This window comes from Lentzea sp. JNUCC 0626, assembly GCF_043632865.1.
GTDB lineage: Bacteria > Actinomycetota > Actinomycetes > Mycobacteriales > Pseudonocardiaceae > Lentzea.
On sequence record NZ_CP171635.1, the window covers coordinates 1,465,959 to 1,484,164 of the forward strand.

The window sequence follows — 18,206 nt, forward strand, 5'->3', positions numbered from 1 at the left end:
GCAGGTAGGCGCTCACTTGCCTATGGTTGGGGGCGTGGAAGAGGCACTGTTCAAAGCGCTGGCGGACGCGAACCGCCGGCGCATCTTGGACGAACTCACGGAGCGCGACGGGCAGACGCTGTTCGAGATCTGCACCAGGTTGATCTCCAAGCACGGCCTGAGCCTCACCCGGCAGGCGGTCAGTCAGCACCTGGCCGTGCTGGAGGAGGCGGGCCTGGTCCGTTCGCGTCGTGAGGGCCGCTACAAGTTCCACGACCTCGACACCACGCCGCTCGAGCACGTCGTCACCAGATGGCTCAAGCCACGACCGCCGGAGGGCACCTCATGAAGATCCACCTGACCAGCGTCTTCGTCGACGACCAGGACAAGGCGCTGCGCTTCTACACCGACGTGCTCGGCTTCGTGAAGAAGACCGAGGTGCCGCTCGGCGCGGACCGCTGGCTGACCGTCGTCTCGCCGGAGGATCCCGACGGCACCGAACTGCTGCTGGAGCCCGCCGGTCACCCCGCGGTGCGGCCGTACCGGACCGCGCTGGTCGCGGACGGCATCCCGGCCACCCAGTTCGCCGTGGACGACGTGCGCAAGGAGTACGAACGGCTGAGCGTGCTCGGCGTCCGGTTCACCCAGGAACCGCTCGAGATGGGGCCGGTCATCACCGCCGTGCTGGACGACACGTGCGGCAACCTGATCCAGATCGTGCAGCACGGCTGAGCCCGGCGCGTCAGGGCAGTGGCTGCCACGTGGTGCGCGTGGCGATCGGCACGCGCACGGGCAGCTTGACGACGCAGCGCGGGCCGGCGGCCACGTCGGCCGTGTCGAGGACGGCCACGTTGCTCGAAGCGTTGTCGCGGAACGGGACGAGGAGCCATTCGCCCGCGATCGCGGGCTGACCGAGCGCGCGGCCGCGGCCGAAGTCGTAGCCTGCCGAGTGGTGTGAATCGTGCCGGAACACCGCCGAGCCCCGCACTCCGCAGAGGGTGCGGTGCCGCCGGCCGGACACGACGGCGGAGTCCGCGCTGAGCAGGGGCTCCTCGCTCGCGGCGCCCGTGTGCGTGTCCAGGGTCCACCGCGTCAGTTCGCGCGGCCCGCCGAGCGAGGTCTGCCGCACCGCGTCGAGCACCACTTCCGGTCCGTCCTCGTGGGCGTCGACCGCGTCCGGCACGAAGCACGGCGACACCGGGAACCACTGCGGGTTGCCGCGGGACCGGCGGGGCAGGAGACCGATCCGGGCCTGTTTCCCCGGCCGCCAGGCGAACGGAGGGCGCAGGCCGATCAGTTCGGTGGCGCGGTCGTGTTCCACGGACAGGTCGAGGACGACGACGTGATCCGGGGTCAGGGCGACGGTGTCGATGCGCGCGGGGCCGCTGAGCACGAAACAACGGCCGCGCCGGACCGCTCCGGCGGCGCTCATCGTCACGTGTTCGGCCAAGGAGGAGCCCGGCCTGGTCGCGATCGTGTGCCATTCGCCGGTGCGGGGATCCTGCACCGGCCGGGCGATGCGCAGGCCGTCGCGCACCGCGGGCGCCAGGGTGGGTACGGCGCCCAGCAACGAGAAGCCGGTGGGGCCGCGGTGCCAGGCCGCGGTACCGCCGGAGAGGTGGACGCCGGTGATGGAGACCGGATCGGTGCCGTGCGCGGGATGCGGGACGGACTGCAGGAACCTGCCGTGCAGGTTCGCGGGCAGGTCACCCTCGACGAGGAGTGCTTCCACGGTCGCACCTCCGACCATTGCATAACAGCGTTGTGCTAAACATATCGCTGTTATGCAACAATGTCAAAGGTGAGCCCACGCCGAATGGACCCGCGCACGCACACCTCCCTCATCGAGATCACCGCCGCGTTGCTCGCCACCGAAGGGCCGCAGGCCCTCTCGACGCGCCGGATCACGGCGGAGGCCGGCACCTCGACGATGGCCGTGTACACCTACTTCGGCGGGATGAGCGGTCTCGTGCGGGAGGTGGTGCACGAGGGCTTCCAACGGCTGGAGCGTCATCTGACCGCCGTGCGCTCGACGTCCGACCCGGTCGCGGACATGGCGTTGCTCGGCCGGGCGTACCGGATGAACGCGCTGGCGAACCAGCACCTGTACAGCGTGATGTTCGGTGGTGCCTCGCTCAGCGGGTTCTCCCTGACCGACGACGACCGCCAGCACGGGCGGTACACCCTGACGAGCGTCGTGGAGTGCGTGGGGCGCTGCGTCGCGGCGGGCCGGTTCGCCGACGCCGACGTCGCGCACGTCGCGCACCAGATGTGGATCGCCACCCACGGCCTCGTGACCCTGGAACTGGGCGGGTACCTGGCGGCGCCGCTCGACGGAGAGGCCCTGTTCGATCCCCAGCTCGTCGCGCTGATGGTGGGCGCGGGCGACCGGCCGGAGGCGGCCGTGCGGTCCGTGCGGTCGTCCCGCCGGCGCATCGAGCGCGAACTCAGTGCGATGGCGGGGTGAACGGGCCCCAGGTGAAGGCGGGCAGCCACGGTTCGTGCGGCCCGTCCCAGTCCAGCGCCGCGATGTCGGCGTGGGACCGCCGTCCGGAGAGACTGCGGTGCAGGTCGTGGGTTCCGGCCCGCAGCGTGCGCTCGACCGGGCCGTCTCCCGCCGTCCACGTGCCGCCGGGGCTCTCGATCCGCACGGCGGGCAGGTCGTGCGCCCGCACGGTCGCGGAGAAGCCGCCGACGAGCAGGTCGAGCGTGCTGGGGTAGGCGGGGTGTTCGGGGTCGGGCGGCACGTCCAGGGCGGCGTGCAGGTCGAGGAGGTGGGTGAACGCGTCCATCACCATCCGCGCGGCCGAGCGCGGCCCCTCCAGTTCGACCAGCGGCTCGAGGACGCGGGAGACGCGGTCCCACTCCGCGAGGGCGAGATCGACGTCGGCCCGGTCGTACAGAGCCGTGCCCGCGGGTGAACCCAGCCGTGCCGACACGTTCCCCGCGACCTCCACGAGGTGGTCGACCAGGTCCGCCACCGTCCACTCCGGACACGCGGGCACCGGCACGGCGGCGACCCGCCGGGTGGCGAGCAGTCCGATGTCGAGGCGGACCTGCCGGTACAGCAGGTGGTCCGGCGCGGTCACAGCGGCACGTTCCCGTGCTTGCGCGCCGGTGCCGCGGCCCGTTTCGTGTCCATCATCTCCAGACCGCGCGCGATCGCCGCCCTGGTCTGGGCGGGGTCGATGACGTCGTCCACCAGGCCGCGTTCGGCGGCGTAGTGCGGGTGCATGAGCTGCTCCTCGTACTCGGCGATCAGCTCGGCCCGCAGCGCCGCCGGGTCGGCCGCCGCCGTGAGTTCCTTGCGGAACAACACGTTCACCGCGCCCTCCGCTCCCATGACCGCGATTTCGTTGGTGGGCCAGGCCAGGGACACGTCCGACCCGATCGAACGGGAGTCCATCACGATGTACGCGCCGCCGTAGGCCTTGCGGATGATCACCTGGATGCGCGGGACCGTGGCCTCGCAGTAGGCGTAGAGCAGCTTCGCGCCGTGCCGGATCGCGCCGCCCTGCTCCTGCGCGGTGCCCGGCAGGAACCCGGGCACGTCCACCAGCGTGATCAGCGGGATGTTGAAGGCGTCGCAGAACCGCACGAACCGCGCCGCCTTCTGCGCCGCGGCCGAGTCGAGCACGCCGGCGAGCACCAGCGGCTGGTTGCCCACCACGCCCACCGTCCGGCCGTCGACGCGGCCCAGCGCGCAGATCACGTTGCCCGCCCAGTGTTCGTGCACCTCGATGAACTCGCCGTCGTCCACCACCTCGGCCACGACCGAGCGCATGTCGTACGGCTGGTTCGGCTCCACCGGCACGAGCTGGGCGAGCCCCGGTCGTTCGTCGGTCGTGGCGCCGACCGGGCCGTCGCACGGCGGGGTGTCGAGGTTGTTGGCGGGCAACAGGGACACGAGGTAGCGGACGTCGGCGAGGCACGACTCCTCGTCGTCGTGCACGAACGTCGCCACGCCGGACTGGCTGCCGTGCACGTCCGCACCGCCGAGTTCCTCGTGCGTCACGACCTCGCCGTTGACGGCCGCGACGACGTCCGGCCCGGTCAGGTACATCTTCGCCGTGCCGCGCACCATGAACGTGAAGTCGGTCAGCGCGGGGGAGTAGGCGGCGCCGCCCGCGCAGGGACCGATCACGACGCTGATCTGCGGGATGATCCCGGACGCCGCCACGTGCCGGCGGAAGATGCCGCCGTAGGCGTTGAGGGCCATCACGCCCTCCTGGATGCGGGCGCCACCGCTGTCGTTGAGCCCGATCAACGGACATCCCGTCGAGATCGCCAGGTCCATCACCTTGTGGATCTTCGAGGCGTGCGCTTCGCCGAGCGACCCGCCGAACACCGAGAAGTCCTGGGCGTAGACGAACACCCGGCGCCCGTCGACGGTGCCGGACCCCGCGACCACCCCGTCGGTGTGCGGCCGGTTCTCGGAGATCTTCATCCCCCGCGCCTGGTGCCGCCGGTACAGGTCGATCTCGATGAACGAGCCGGGGTCGAGCAGCAGGTCGAGCCGTTCGCGGGCGGTGTGCTTGCCGAGCGCGTGCTGACGGGCGACCGCGTTCTCGTCCCCGCTCACGACGCGCGAACGCAGCCGGTCCGACTCGTCCAGCACGGACCGCATCGTGCGCGGTTCCGGTGCGGGCGCGGGCCGGGGCACGGCGACCGGCACGAAGTCGAGCTGCCGCAGCGATCGTTCGGACAGGTCGGTCATGCCACCCTCCCCGCTTCGCGCAACCAGCGCACGGTGTCGGCCATCGTCTCCGCCAGCGGACGTGCCGGTGCGGACGAGGCGGTGCGCTGCGCCGCCCGGCACGTGCGGATCGCCCCACCCTGCACCGGAATCGGCCACGGCCACACCGCCTGCAGCGCGTCGGCGAGCATGCCCACCGGCGCCAATGCGGCGGCGGGCAGGAACACGGCGGGCAGCCGGCGTTCGGTGACCTCCCGCAACGTCCGCAGGTAGGCGCGGGTCGAGACGAACCGGCCCGGTCCGAAGCACCGGTGCGGGCCACCGGTGAGCAGGCGGGCGTGCAACGCCGCGGTGTCGCGCACGTCGCCGATCGGGAAGCCGCCGGTCGGCCAGATGGGCATGAGTCCGCGCAACGTGGCCCGCAGGCGGGTGGTCTGGTCGCCCAGCCGTGGATCGTGCGGCCCGAGCAACGCCGGCGGGTAGCTGATCACGGCGTCGTGCTCCCGCGCTATCCGTTCGGCCGCGGCCTTCGACGCCGCGTAGGGCTCGGAAGACGTTGTCACAGGCGAGTTCTCGTCGAGAACCGCCCCGCCGAGCGCGACGAAGCTCGACACGTGCACGATCCGCCCGACGCCGGCCTGCCGCGCCGCTCCCAGCACGGTCTCGGTGGCGAGCGCGTTCGTGTGCCGCATCTCCTGACGCCGGCGCCGGTCGAACGAGTAGACGGCGGCGGCGTGCAGCACGGCGTCCGCGCCGCGCACCAGTTCCGCCACCCGGTCCGGGTCCGTCGCGGTTCCGGCGACCACCTCGACGGCGGCGGGATCGATGCCCAGCGGCCGCAGCACTTCCGGGACCGCTCGCGGGTTCCTCGTGAGGAGGCGGACCCGGTGGCCGTCCGCGATGACCGCCGCGATCGTGTGCGATCCGACGAAGCCCGTGCCTCCGGTCACACTCACCAGCATCCGCACCCCGTTCGCCGTGACGACGAACGCCAGCGTGCCCGCGCGGCAGTCGTGGTGCTTCTTCCAGAGTGCGATGTCCGCTTCGCCGCAACCGCGCACTTTGGAATAAGCGATTGTCACCACGCCACCCCCATTCTGTGATAGGCGCAGCAGCGTGCGAGTCCTTTGTGGATGGATGTAGGCGGCGGAGGAGAACCCATGTCGACGAAGCACCCCGCACCCCGAACAGCGCGGCCGGTGGCCACCTCCGCGTTCGTGAACGGCCACTTCCCGCGCAGGCGCGGGCTGATCGTCCTGCTGAGCGCGCTCGCGGGCTTCGCACTGACGGTCGTGTGGTCGGCGCACTTCGTGGACTCGACCATCGGCGACAACGTCGCGAACACGTTGCTGGGTCACGACGCCAAGGCCACGCCGATCGCCGGGATGGCCGCCGGCATCGCGTTCGCGTTCGTCACGGGCCTCGCCGGCACCTTCACCGCCTGCAACATCGCGGCGTTCGGTGCGATGGCGCCGATGCTGGGCGGGTCGAGCAGCCGTGCCGAACGGATCCGCGGCGCGGTGAAACCGTTGCTGTGGCTGTCGGTGGGCATGCTGTCGGTGTCCGCGCTCTACGGCGCGATCGTCGGGCTCGTGGGCACGTCGATGCCGCAGTTCTCGAACGCGCAGAACGTCGCGGGCACGCTGTCCGGCCGCAGCGTCCAGTCCCTGGTCGTGTTCGGCGTGATCGGCCTGGCGATGACCTACCTCGGTCTCGCCGCACTGGGCGTGGTCCGCGACCCGTTCGCACGCATCGCGCAGCGCTATCCCAACGCCCCCATGGTGTTCATGGGCGTGCTCATCGGCGGGTTCCTGATCGGCCGGCCCTTCGGCCTGTTCCGGCAGCTGTTCCGCGACGCGGCGGAGAGCGGCAACCCGCTCTACGGCGCGGCCGCGTTCTGCCTCCAGTCCCTCGGCAACATCGCGGTGCTCGCGCTGGCGCTCGTGGCCACCGCGGCGTTCCTCGGCGACCGGGTGCGGCGGTGGCTGACCGAGAAGCCCGTGCGGCTCGCCGTGATCACCGGCGTCGCGCTGATCACCGTCGGCGTCTTCACCTTCCTGTACTGGGACGTGCGGCTGCTCGCCCGGCGCGAGCTGATCCCGTGGTACCCCACGGCGCCATGGGCGTGACGGGCGGCGGCCTGCGGATGGCGGGGCTCAGCGGCCTCACGCAGGTCAGCATCCCGACGATCAAGTTCTACCTGCGCGCCGGTCTGCTGCACCCCGGCAGGAGGACCGGGCCGAAGCAGATGCGCTACGACGAGAGCCACGTGCGCAGGCTCCGCGTCGTGCGCGCGCTCGTGGATCGAGGCGGTCTGTCCATCGCCGCGGTCGCCGAACTCGTCGGCGGCAGCGGCGACGTCAGCGTGCCGGACGTGCTCACCACCATCTCCCGCACCACCGCACCCGAGGCCACCCCGCCCGATGTCGGTGAGGTGCGGGCGAAGTGGCGTGACCGCGTCGACGAGGTGCTGGCGAGGGACGGCAGGAAGGTCGCGGACGACAACGCCGCCGCGACCGAGCTGGCGGAGGTGCTGGCGGGCCTCGAACTCGCGGGCCACGCGCCCGACGACGCCCTGCTGGAGACCTACCTGCGCGCCGGTGCGGCGGTCGCGGCCGCCGAGGCGGACCAGGCGCGCGGCGCCGGCGCGACGAGGGAGTGCGCGGAACGCCTGCTGGTGTCCGTCGTGCTGGGCACGGTGGCGCTCGCGGCGGCCCGCAGACTGGGCCACGACCTCACCGGCGAAAACGGCTGAGCGTCACCGCAATTGGAAAGATGCACAATGCCAAAGGTCCGGATGAAGATGGGAGGAGCCTACTAGAGGAGCGCTGATGTCGACGGTGCTCGGTTCGATCAGAAGACTGGTTTTCGCGCCCGCTCTCGCGGACGTCACGTTCGCGGCCCGTGGATTCTCGATTCCTGAATCGGAGACGACCCGGGCACTGGAACAGATTCCCCAGACCGTGATCGCGGGATTCGAATGGGGAATCGACTGCCGCGGGCTGTGGGAGCTGGAACGCAGGTTGTCACTCGTCGCGCCCGAGCTGCGCGGGTTCGCCTACGAGGGCGCGACGATGGCCTGCACGGTCCTGGACGCGATGGACGGCCGCAAGCGCACCCGCGACCTGCTGCGCGGTCCCGGCCTCCCGCACCTCTTCCTCGCCTACATCGGCATCGGGTTCGCCATGGCCCGGCTGCCCCGGCCGCTGTGGCGCAAGGTGGTGCCCGACCTCGACGGCGTCCGGTACCACCCGGCGATCACCTGGCTCGCCGTCGACGGCTACGGCTTCGACCGCGCCTACTTCCAGCCGCGGCGCTGGGTCACCGAGCAGGAAACGCCGAAGCCCTACCCCTGGCAGGACACGCCGTCCTACTTCCCGCGCGCCTTCGACCAGGGGCTGGGCCGCGCGCTGTGGTTCATCCACGGCGCGGAGGTGAAGTCCGTCGCGAGCGCCGTGCGGAAGTTCGCCGGCCATCGTCAGTCCGACCTGTGGAGCGGGGTCGGGCTCGCCGCCACCTTCGCCGGGGGCGCCACCGGCGACGACCTCGAGTGGCTGCGGGCCGAGGCGGGGGAGCAGGCGCCCGAGCTCGCGCTGGGGGCCGCGCTCGCGATCATGGCCAAGGCGGCGGCCGGCCACGTCGACGACCGCGCGGAGCAGGCCCTGCACGCGCTGAGCGATCTGACCGCCACCGCCGCGGTCACCCTCGTGGAGACCTCGTCGATCTCCACCGGCGAGTCGGGTCAGGAGCCCGAGTACGAACGGTGGCGCGCCCGCATTCGCGCGCATTTCACGCAGTGAGAAAACGGTCGAGCATGCTGGAAGATGTCAGACCGCCTCGGTCCTGCAAAGAATGATGACGGGAAATTATCAGTTTGGGAGAGTGCATCGTGACCAAGGCGGGATGGCGCGCTTTGCGGCGTCGGTTGCTGACGCCGAAGAGTTCGGAGGCGACGCTTTCAGTACGTGGATTTCATCACAAGGACGAGGCCGCGAAAGAACTGCTGGAAAGCATCGGCCGGAACTTCCTCTTCGGCTTCGCGACGGCGGTGGAGGCGCGCTCACCCGGTGACGTGGAGCGGCACCTCGACACCGTGCCCACGCAGTTCCGCGGCTTCGCCTACGAGGGCGCGGGCATGGGGTTCGCCACGCTCGACGCGCTGCCGTTCGGTGGTGGCGGCCGGGTGGCGGAGTTCCTCGAGGGAGCGGGCGGCAAGCACGTCTACATGGTGTACGTGGGCGTCGGCTGGGCGATGGCCCGCGTGCCGAGGTTCCGCTGGCCGGAGCTCGCGGTCAGCGACGAGCTGCTGCAGTGGCTCCTGCTCGACGGCTACGGCTTCCACCAGGCGTACTTCCACACCGCGAAGTACGTGCACGGGCACTACCGCGAACCCGACTTCCCCTGGCCCTTCAGCGGACCGGCCTGGTACGCGAACCGCGCGATCGACCAGGGCATCGGCCGGGCGCTGTGGTTCGTGGGCGGTGCGGACGCGGCCCAGGTCGCCGAGCTGATCGACGGCTTCCCCGACACCCGGCGTGCCGACCTCTACGCGGGCGCGGGCCTCGCCGCGACGTACGCGGGCGGCGCGGGACCCGAGGAACTGCGCTGGTTCGCCGAGCACGCGGGACGCCACCGGGCGGTGGTGGCCCAGGGCAGCGCGTTCGCCGCGGAGGCTCGCGTGCTCGCGGGCCTCGCCGTCGACCACACGCACGTCGCCGCCCAGATCCTCTGCGGCACCGACGCGGACGAGGCCGCGCGCCGGGTCCGCGATCTCAAGCCGGCCGGGCCGGGACGGGACGACGTGCCCGCCTACGAGCTGTGGCGCCGCGGCTTCGCCGACCAGTACGTCCACTCAGGAGGTGGTGAGCAGTGAACTGGACCCGCAAGCAACTGCCGGGGATCCTGGCCCTCGTTCTCGTGATGGTGACCTTCCTGATGGCCCGGCTGCCCGCCGCGTCGCAGGCGGAGAAGCGCGACGTGGCGAGCGGTTACGGCTTCACGTCGATGTCGATCTCGCTGCCGGGAGGGTTCGACCAGCAGACGATCCGCAAGGTCAACAAGGACTACTCCCACATCGACGGCTGGATCTCCTCCGTCGGCGCGGCGATCGCGATGAACGACCTCGACGGGGACACCCTCGCCAACGACCTGTGCATCGTCGACCCGAGGATCGACCAGGTCGTCGTCACGCCGGCACCCGGTGCGAAGGAGGAGCGCTACGAGGCGTTCGCGCTCTCGCCGGGCTCGCTGCCGATGAACGACGTGATGGCGCCGATGGGCTGCGTGCCCGGCGACTTCAACGAGGACGGCAAGGTCGACCTGCTGGTCTACCTGTGGGGCCGCACGCCGATCGTGCACATCGCGAAGGACGGCCAGGAGAAGCTCACCGCCGACTCCTACACCGCCACCGAACTGGTGCCCGGCGCGAACGCCACGTCCGGCCGCTACTCGGGCCCCCAGTGGAACACCAACGCCGCCGCGGTCGCCGACTTCGACGGGGACGGCCACGACGACATCTTCATCGGCAACTACTTCCCGCACGGACCGGTGCTCGACTCGTCGGTCAGCGGCGGGGTCGAGATGAACGACTCGATGTCGGCCGCCTACAACGGCGGGGAGAACTACTTCCTGCGCTGGACCGGCGCGTCGGCTGACGGAGCCCGCTACGAGATCCAGGAGGGCGTGCAGGACCTGGACTCCTCCAAGGGCTGGGAGCTCGCGGCGTCCGCCGCCGACCTCGACGGCGACCTGCTGCCCGAGCTCTACCTCGCCAACGACTTCGGCCCGGACCGCATGTTCCACAACAGGTCCACGCCCGGCCGGATCGTGCTCGCCCCGGTCGAGGGCGTCCGCACCGCGCTGACCCCGAAGTCGAAGGTCGTCGGCCAGGACTCGTTCAAGGGCATGGGCGTCGACTTCGGCGACCTCAACCGCGACGGCGTGTACGACATGTTCGTCAGCAACATCACCACCTCGTACGGCATCCAGGAGAGCAACTTCCAGTTCATGTCCCAGTCCGGTGACCGGGACGTGCTGCGCGCCAAGCTCGCCAACAACGAGGCGCCGTGGGAGGACGTGAGCGCACCGGCCGGCACCGCGTGGTCGGGCTGGGGCTGGGACGTCAAGATCGCCGACTTCGCCAACTCCGGTGAGCCCGCGATCGCCCAGGCGACCGGCTTCGTCCGCGGCCAGGTCAACCGCTGGCCCCAGCTGCAGGAACTGGCCACCGCCAACGACCTCGCCCTGCGCCACCCCGTGTCCTGGCCGCGCGTGACGGTCGGCGACGACGTCGGCGGCAACCACCGCCTCGCGTTCTACGTCAAGGACGGCGACCGGTACGTCGACGTCGCCGAACAGCTCGGCCTCGCCATCCCGGTGCCGACCCGCGGCATCGCGACCGGGGACGCCGACGGCGACGGCAAGCTCGACTTCGCGGTCGCCCGGCAGTGGGCGGAACCGGTGTTCTACCGCAACTCCGGACCGTCGCAGGGCAGCGCTCTCACGTTGCGGCTGTGCCACGACGGCGGTTCGCCCGCGGTCGGCGCCCAGGTGACCGCGAAGACTCAGGACGGCCGCACGTTCATCGGCCACGTCGACGGCGGCGGTGGCCACTCCGGCAAGCGCAGCCACGAGGTCCACATCGGACTCGGCAAGACGGACGGACCCGTCGAGGTGCGGATCAACTGGCGTGACCGCACGGGCGAGACCCGTGAGGACACCGTGACGCTCGACCCCGGCAGGCACACGCTCGAACTCGGTACTGAGGCGAAGGAGAGGTGACGGACGTGACGGACGTGGCGGCGACCGTGCCCCGGCACGACCCGAAGGTCATCAAGGCACTGCGCAACTTCGCGATGTCGATGACCGTGTTCAACATCATCGGCTACTCCGTGCTCGGGTTCGAGCAACCGTGGCTGTGGCCGTTCATCGCGCTGCTGACGGGATACACCGTCGAGATCGTGCTCGAGCTCGTCGGGTCCAGAATGGAGGGACGGGCGCCGAGGTTCCTCGGCAACGGCGTGCGGGGCATGGTCGAGTTCCTCTTCCCCGCGCACATCACCAGTCTCGCGATGAACATGCTCATCTACGTCAACGACCAGGTCTGGGTCATGATCTTCGGCGTCACCGTGGCCGTCGGCGCGAAGTGGGTGCTGCGGGCACCGTTGCGCGGCCGACTGCGGCACTACATGAACCCGTCGAACTTCGGCATCGCGATCATCCTGCTGATCTTCCCGTGGGCGAGCATCGTTCCGCCCTACCACTTCACCGAGAACGTGCACGGCCTGTTCGACTGGCTGATCCCGGCGATCATCGTCACCGCCGGCACGATGATCAACGCGAAGCTCACCGGCCGCATGTGGCTGATCGCGGCGTGGCTGTTCTTCTTCGTGGTCCAGTCGGTGGTCCGGGGACTCCTGTTCGGCACGTCGATTCCCGGCGCGCTGCTCACCATGACCGGCGTCGCGTTCGTGCTGTTCACCAACTACATGATCACCGACCCGGGCACCAGCCCGTCGAAGCCGATCTCGCAGATCGCGTTCGGTGGCGGCGTGGCCCTCGCGTACGGGTTCTTCACCGGGGTGCACATCGCCTACGGCCTGTTCTTCGCGACGGCACTCGTGTGCCTGATCCGCGGCATGTTCCTGTGGGGCATCCACTTCGTGAACAAGTCGCGTGAGCAGTTCGAGGCGGCCCAGGCCCTGGCGGCGAAGGAGGCCGAGGCCGACCCCGAGGCGACCACGGAGAACGGCAAGGTCGTCACGCCCCCGTCGACGTTGGGCAAGGAGGTCGTACCGGCATGACGAAGATCGCGATCGTCGGTGTGGCCTGCCGCTATCCCGACGCGACCTCGGCGGCGGAACTCTGGGAGAACGCGCTCGCGGGCCGCAGGGCCTTCCGGCGGCTCCCGGACGAGCGGATGCGCCTGGAGGACTACTGGGACGCGGACCCCGCGACGCCCGACCGCTTCTACGCCCGCACCGCCGCCGTCATCGAGGGCTACGAGTTCGACCGGGTGGCACACCGCATCGCGGGCAGCACCTACCGCTCGACCGACCTGACCCACTGGCTCGCGCTCGACACCGCGGGCAGGGCGCTCGCCGACGCGGGGTTCACCGGCGGCGAGGGCCTGCCCCGCGAACGCACCGGCGTCGTGGTCGGCAACACCCTGACCGGCGAGTTCGCCAGGGCCAACCTGATGAGGCTGCGGTGGCCGTACGTGCGCCGCACGGTCGCCGCCTCGCTCAAGGCCAGGGGCTGGGACGACGAGGAGCTCGGCGGCTTCCTCGCGGACCTGGAGGCCACCTACAAGGACCCGTTCCCCGCCATCGACGAGGACAGCCTCGCGGGTGGTCTCGCGAACACGATCGCGGGCCGGGTCTGCAACTACTTCGGCCTCAACGGCGGCGGCTACACCGTCGACGGCGCCTGCTCCTCGTCGCTGCTGTCCGTGGCGACGGCGGCGGGCAGGCTCGTCGACGGCGACCTCGACGTCGCCGTCGCGGGTGGCGTCGACCTGTCCATCGACCCGTTCGAGATCGTCGGATTCGCGAAGACCGGGGCGCTCGCGCGGTCGGAGATGCGGGTCTACGACCGCGGCTCCAACGGGTTCTGGCCGGGTGAGGGCTGCGGCATGGTCGTGCTGATGCGCGAGCAGGACGTTCAGCCGCACCAACGCGTCTACGCGACCGTAGCCGGGTGGGGCGTGTCGTCGGACGGCTGGGGCGGCATGACCCGGCCGGAGGTCAGCGGCTACCGGCTCGCGCTCGCCCGCGCCTACGAACGCGCGGGGTTCGGCATCGACACCGTGCCGATGTTCGAAGGCCACGGCACCGGCACCGAGGTCGGCGACGCGACCGAGCTGAGGGCGTTGTCCGACGCTCGTGCCGCGGCGAACCCGGCGGCGGCCCCGGCCGCGATCAGCACCATCAAGGGCATGATCGGGCACACCAAGGCGGCGGCGGGCGTGGCCGGTCTGATCAAGGCCGCGCTGGCGTTGCACCACCAGACGCTGCCGCCGACGATCGGCTGCGTCGACCCGCATCCCGTGCTGGCGGAGGACGAGGCGACCCTGCGCGTGCTGCGCGCCGCCGAACCGTGGCCCGCCGGCACCCCGCTGCGGGCCGGCGTCACGGCGATGGGCTTCGGCGGAATCAACACCCACGTGGTGCTGGAGTCGTCCGCGCCGCTGCGCACCCCGGACGCGCGGGCGCTGGAGATCTCGTCCGCCGCGCAGGACGCCGAGGTCCTGCTGGTCGACGCCGAGTCGGCAGAAGCGTTGCGCGCCAGGCTGTCCGAGCTGGCCGAGTTCACGGCGCGGGTGTCCTACGCGCAACTCGGTGACCTGGCGGCGGTGCTGCACCAGGAGTTGTCCGGGCGGCCGTACCGGGCGGCGGTGGTCGCGCGGTCGCCCGAAGACGCCGTGCAGGGGTTCACCCGCGTGCTGGAGGCGGCGAACTCCGGTGCGACGACGTGGTTCGGGCCGGACGGGCGGAGTTTCCTCGGCCACGCCGCGGAACCGGCGACGGTCGGATTCCTGTTCCCCGGTCAGGGTTCCGGCCGGGGCACCAGCGGCGGTGCGATGCGCCGGCGGTTCGCGGCGGCGCGGGAGGTCTACGAACGCGCGGCGCTGCCGTCGTCGGGGGACATGGTCGCCACCTCGGTGGCCCAGCCCCGGATCGTCACCGGGTCGGTCGCGGGCCTGCGCGTGCTGGCGGCTCTCGGCATCACGGCGGAGGTCGCCGTGGGGCACAGCCTCGGCGAGATCACCGCGTTGCACTGGGCCGGGGCGATCGACGAACGAACCCTGCTGCGCGTGGCGTCCGTGCGCGGCGCGACCATGACCGAGCACAGCGCGTCGGGCACCATGGCGAGTCTCGGCGCGTCCGCTGAGGTCGTGAGTGAACTCGTCCGCGGCCTGCCGGTGGTGATCGCGGCGTTCAACGGTCCCAAGCAGACGGTCGTCGCGGGCAGCGAGGACGCGGTGGCGGCCGCCGTCGAGGCTGCGGCCGAAGACGGTGTGTCCGGCACGGCGTTGCGGGTCTCGCACGCGTTCCACTCGCCTCTCGTGGCACCGGCGGCGGACGCGTTGCACGCCAAGCTGAGCACGGAGACGTTCGGCGCGGTCAGCGGGCACGTCGTGTCGACCGTGACCGGAGAGGCGCTGTCGGCCGACGTCGACGTTCCCGCGCTGCTGCGGGCCCAGATCACCGACCCCGTGCTGTTCGCTCAGGCGGTCGGGGTCGCGGCGAAGGACGCGGACCTGCTCGTCGAGGTCGGTCCCGGCCGGGTGCTGACGACGCTCGGGGCTGAGGTGACACAGGTGCCCGTCGTCGCGCTGGACACCGACGACGAGTCGCTGGTGTCGCTGCTCGGCGTCGTCGGTGCCGCCCACGTCACGGGCGCCGCGCTGGACCTGCGGGCGTTGTTCGCGGACCGGCTGGTGCGGCCGCTGCGGGTCGGCCAGGAGTTCTCGTTCTTCGCGAGTCCCTGCGAGCAGGCACCGGAGTCGTCGGTCGGCGCGGCCAACCTCGTCGTGACGGCCGTGGCGGGCATGACCGTCGTCGGCACCGCGACGTCCACTGTGGACGTGCTGCGGGAGATGGCGGCCGCCCGCGCCGAACTGCCCAGCGACGCGGTCGCCCCGGACAGCAGGCTGCTCGACGACCTGCACCTCAGTTCGATCACCGTGGGGCAGCTCGTCAACGAGGCCGCCCAGCGACTCGGGGTGCCGCCCGCCAGCGCGCCGACGAACTTCGCCACCGCCACCGTGCGGGAACTGGCCGACGCCCTCGACGACCTCAGCGCCACCACCAGGGACACCGACACGGCGGCGGCGGTCGTCACCGGTGCCGGACCGTGGGCGCGGGCGTTCGCCGTGGCCGACGAACCGGTGCCGTTGCGCCCGGTCGCGGCCGCCGAGGACAACGGCCAGTGGCAGTTCTACGCCGAGGACGGGCATCCGTTCGCCGAACGGCTGCGGCGCGATCTCGAACGCGGGGCGGCCGGCGACGGCGTCCTCGTGTGCCTGCCCGAGGTGTGCGAGGAACGGCACCTGGAGCTCGCGTTGCGCGGCGCGAAGGCCGCGATGGCGCGCAACGACGGCCGGTTCGTGCTCGTGCAGCACGACACGGGCGCGGCGGCCATGGCGAAAACGCTGCGGCTGGAGGCGCCCGGGGTGCGGGTGACGATCGTGCGCCTGCCCGCCGGGGCGGGTTCCGACGTCGTGCTGCCGGAGGTGCTGGCGACGACGGCGTTCAGCGAGGCGCACTACGACCTTGCGATGCGGCGCACGGTGCCGACGATGCGGGCGCTGCCGGTGGCTCCGGCCGCCGAGATCGCGCCGCTGACCGACACCGACGTGCTGCTGGTCACGGGCGGGGGCAAGGGGATCACCGCCGAGTGCGCGCTCTCCCTGGCCCAGGAGTGGGGTGTTCGGCTCGCGGTCGTCGGCAGGTCCGAGCCCGCCGCGGACGCCGAGCTGGCCGCGAACCTCGACCGGATGAGGGCGAAGGGCGTCGAGGTCGCGTACGCGGCGGCCGACGTCACCGACGCCGAACGGCTGCGGGCCGCCGTCGGTGAACTGGAGGCCGCGCTCGGTCCCGTCACCGCCGTGCTGCACGGAGCCGGACGCAACGAGCCGGCCGCGTTGTCCACAGTGGACGCGGAACGGCTGCGGTCCACGATGGCGCCGAAACTCGACGGCCTGCGCGCGGTGCTCGCCGCCGTCGACCCGGGATCGTTGCGGCTGCTGGTGACCTTCGGCAGCATCATCGGCCGTTCGGGGTTGCGCGGCGAGGCGCACTACGGCACCGCCAACGACTGGCTGGCGGCGTTCACCCGGGAGTTCGCCGACACCCACCCGTCCTGCCGGGCCCTGTGCCTCGAGTGGTCGGTGTGGTCCGGTGTCGGCATGGGGGAACGGCTCGCCGTGGTCGAGTCGCTGGCACGGGACGGCGTCACGCCCATCCCGCCCGACGAGGGCGTGCGGATCCTGCGCCGGTTGCTCGTCGACCCGCAGGCGCCGGACGTGGTCGTGGTGAGCGGCCGCACCGAGGGCGTCGACACCGTGCGGCACGACCTGCCGCCGTTGCCGTTGCTGAGGTTCGTGGACAAGCCGCTGGTCCGGTACCACGGCGTCGAACTCGTCACCGAGGTGGAGTTGAACGCGGGCACCGACCTGTACCTCGCCGACCACCTGCTCGACGGCAACCTGCTGTTCCCCGCCGTCTACGGGATGGAGGCGATGACCCAGGTCGCCGCGGCGCTCACGGGACACGAGTCCACGCCCGTGCTGTCCGGGATCCGGTTCCTGCGGCCGATCGTGGTGCCGCCGCGCGGCACGACGACGATCCGCATCGCCGCGGTGGTCACCGCCGACGACGTGGTGGACGTGGCTGTCCGCAGCTCCGAGACCGGGTTCGAGGCGGACCACTTCGTGGCCCGGCTCTCGTACGGAAAGCCGATGCCCCAAGGGGATCCGGTCGTGCCCACCGGGCTGCCCCCGGTCGCGCTCGATCCGGCGGCGCAGCTCTACGGCGACACCATGTTCCAGGGCCCGAGGTTCCAGCGGCTGCGTCGGTTCCACGAGGCCCGCGCCCGCGACGTGATCGCCGACGTGGCCCTGAGCGCGCAGCCGGACGGGTTCGCCGGCTACCTGCCCGCCGACCTGCTGCTCGCCGACCCCGGCATGCGGGACGCGTTGATGCACGGCAACCAGGTCTGCGTGCCGGACGGGACGTTGCTGCCGGAACGGATCGACCGGCTGTACCCCGCCGGCTCCGGCGTCACCACGGGTGAGGTGCGGATGCACGCCACCGAACGACACCGCGACGGCGACACCTACGTCTACGACGTGGTGGTGTTCGACGGGGACGAGGTCGTCGAACGGTGGGAGGGTCTGCACCTGCGGGCGGTGCGGCGCAAGGGTTCCGCGGGTCCGTGGGTGGCCCCGCTGCTGGGCTCGCACCTGGAACGGGAGCTGGAGGACCTGCTGGGACACCGGGTCGCGGTGGTCGTGGAACCCGACCGCGAGGTCGGCATCGACCGGGCGACCAGGCGCAGGAGCACCGCGCTCGCGGTGAGCCGGTTGCTGGGACGCGAGACCGAGGTCCGGTACCGGGCCGACGGACGGCCCGAGGTCGACGGCGGGACGGTCGTGTCGGCGTCCCACACCGCCGGGGTCACCCTCTGCGTGGCGGCCGACCTCGTGACGGCCTGCGACCTGCAGGACGTGCGCGAGCAGGAAGACCAGGTGTGGCAGGGATTGCTGGGCCGCCGTCACCGCACGGCGGCGCTGCTGGCCGAGGCCGGTGAGCCGTTCGCGGTGGCCGCCACCCGCGTGTGGTCGGCCGTCGAGTGCCTGCAGAAAGCCGGCCTCTCGCTCGACACCCCGCTCACGCCGGAGCCGGGTGGACCGCAGGGCTGGCGGGTGTTCTCGGCGCCGGGACTGAGGATCGCGACGCTGGTGACAGCGCTGCACGGGGTCGCGGAACCCGTGGTGGCGGCCGTGCTGCTGGGGCAGGGGAGCTGA

14 protein-coding genes are annotated in these 18,206 nt (G+C 71.6%); 10 read left to right on the top strand and 4 right to left on the bottom strand.

The window, feature by feature from the left end; translation table 11 throughout:
• The first annotated feature begins 22 nt into the window (after positions 1–22).
• The gene (locus tag JNUCC0626_RS06675) at positions 23–328 is read left to right on the top strand and encodes an ArsR/SmtB family transcription factor (RefSeq protein WP_394621979.1); all 306 of its coding nucleotides are present in this window, start codon (positions 23–25) and stop codon (positions 326–328) included.
• Positions 325–711: a VOC family protein gene (locus JNUCC0626_RS06680; RefSeq protein WP_394618784.1), complete on the top strand. Its 387-nt coding sequence runs from the start codon at positions 325–327 to the stop codon at positions 709–711. Before JNUCC0626_RS06675 ends, JNUCC0626_RS06680 begins: the two co-directional genes overlap by 4 nt.
• Before the next feature lie 10 nt (positions 712–721).
• Here JNUCC0626_RS06680 and JNUCC0626_RS06685 read toward each other — a convergent pair whose 3' ends face one another.
• Positions 722–1,711, bottom strand: coding sequence for a carotenoid oxygenase family protein (locus JNUCC0626_RS06685; protein WP_394618785.1), 990 nt, complete (start codon positions 1,709–1,711; stop codon positions 722–724).
• A gap of 69 nt (positions 1,712–1,780) precedes the next feature.
• On the opposite strand from JNUCC0626_RS06685, the gene JNUCC0626_RS06690 reads away from it, so the two are divergent.
• Positions 1,781–2,446 carry a TetR/AcrR family transcriptional regulator gene (locus tag JNUCC0626_RS06690; protein ID WP_394618786.1) on the top strand — a complete coding sequence of 222 codons (666 nt, stop codon included), beginning with the start codon at positions 1,781–1,783 and terminating at the stop codon, positions 2,444–2,446.
• Here JNUCC0626_RS06690 and JNUCC0626_RS06695 read toward each other — a convergent pair.
• The 3 genes from JNUCC0626_RS06695 to JNUCC0626_RS06705 form a co-directional block, all read right to left on the bottom strand.
• Entirely contained in the window at positions 2,427–3,068 is a 642-nt protein-coding gene (locus JNUCC0626_RS06695; protein ID WP_394618787.1) for a maleylpyruvate isomerase N-terminal domain-containing protein, read from the bottom strand. The two genes, JNUCC0626_RS06690 and JNUCC0626_RS06695, sit on opposite strands and share 20 nt — an antisense overlap.
• Positions 3,065–4,606, bottom strand: a complete 1,542-nt coding sequence (locus JNUCC0626_RS06700; RefSeq protein WP_394621980.1) for an acyl-CoA carboxylase subunit beta — start codon at positions 4,604–4,606, stop codon at positions 3,065–3,067. The genes JNUCC0626_RS06695 and JNUCC0626_RS06700 overlap by 4 nt, the downstream gene beginning before the upstream one ends.
• A gap of 86 nt (positions 4,607–4,692) precedes the next feature.
• A complete protein-coding gene (locus JNUCC0626_RS06705; protein WP_394618788.1) occupies positions 4,693–5,757 on the bottom strand; it encodes an NAD-dependent epimerase/dehydratase family protein in 1,065 nt (354 codons plus the stop codon).
• 78 nt (positions 5,758–5,835) lie between these two features.
• Between JNUCC0626_RS06705 and JNUCC0626_RS06710 the strand changes: the two genes are divergently transcribed.
• From JNUCC0626_RS06710 to JNUCC0626_RS06740, 7 genes are all read left to right on the top strand, one after another.
• Positions 5,836–6,804: a hypothetical protein gene (locus JNUCC0626_RS06710; RefSeq protein WP_394618789.1), complete on the top strand. Its 969-nt coding sequence runs from the start codon at positions 5,836–5,838 to the stop codon at positions 6,802–6,804.
• Entirely contained in the window at positions 6,795–7,430 is a 636-nt protein-coding gene (locus JNUCC0626_RS06715; RefSeq protein ID WP_394618790.1) for a MerR family transcriptional regulator, read from the top strand. The genes JNUCC0626_RS06710 and JNUCC0626_RS06715 overlap by 10 nt, the downstream gene beginning before the upstream one ends.
• Positions 7,431–7,506: 76 nt before the next feature.
• A complete protein-coding gene (locus JNUCC0626_RS06720) occupies positions 7,507–8,475 on the top strand; it encodes a DUF1702 family protein (protein WP_394618791.1) in 969 nt (322 codons plus the stop codon).
• Positions 8,476–8,564: 89 nt separating this feature from the next.
• Positions 8,565–9,548, top strand: coding sequence for a DUF1702 family protein (locus tag JNUCC0626_RS06725; RefSeq protein WP_394618792.1), 984 nt, complete (start codon positions 8,565–8,567; stop codon positions 9,546–9,548).
• A 47-nt stretch (positions 9,549–9,595) separates the two neighbouring features.
• The gene (locus JNUCC0626_RS06730; protein ID WP_394621981.1) at positions 9,596–11,455 is read left to right on the top strand and encodes a CRTAC1 family protein; all 1,860 of its coding nucleotides are present in this window, start codon (positions 9,596–9,598) and stop codon (positions 11,453–11,455) included.
• Complete coding sequence (locus JNUCC0626_RS06735; protein WP_394618793.1) at positions 11,452–12,477, top strand: enediyne biosynthesis protein; 1,026 nt, start codon at positions 11,452–11,454, stop codon at positions 12,475–12,477. Before JNUCC0626_RS06730 ends, JNUCC0626_RS06735 begins: the two co-directional genes overlap by 4 nt.
• The gene (locus tag JNUCC0626_RS06740; RefSeq protein WP_394618794.1) at positions 12,474–18,206 is read left to right on the top strand and encodes a type I polyketide synthase; all 5,733 of its coding nucleotides are present in this window, start codon (positions 12,474–12,476) and stop codon (positions 18,204–18,206) included. The genes JNUCC0626_RS06735 and JNUCC0626_RS06740 overlap by 4 nt, the downstream gene beginning before the upstream one ends.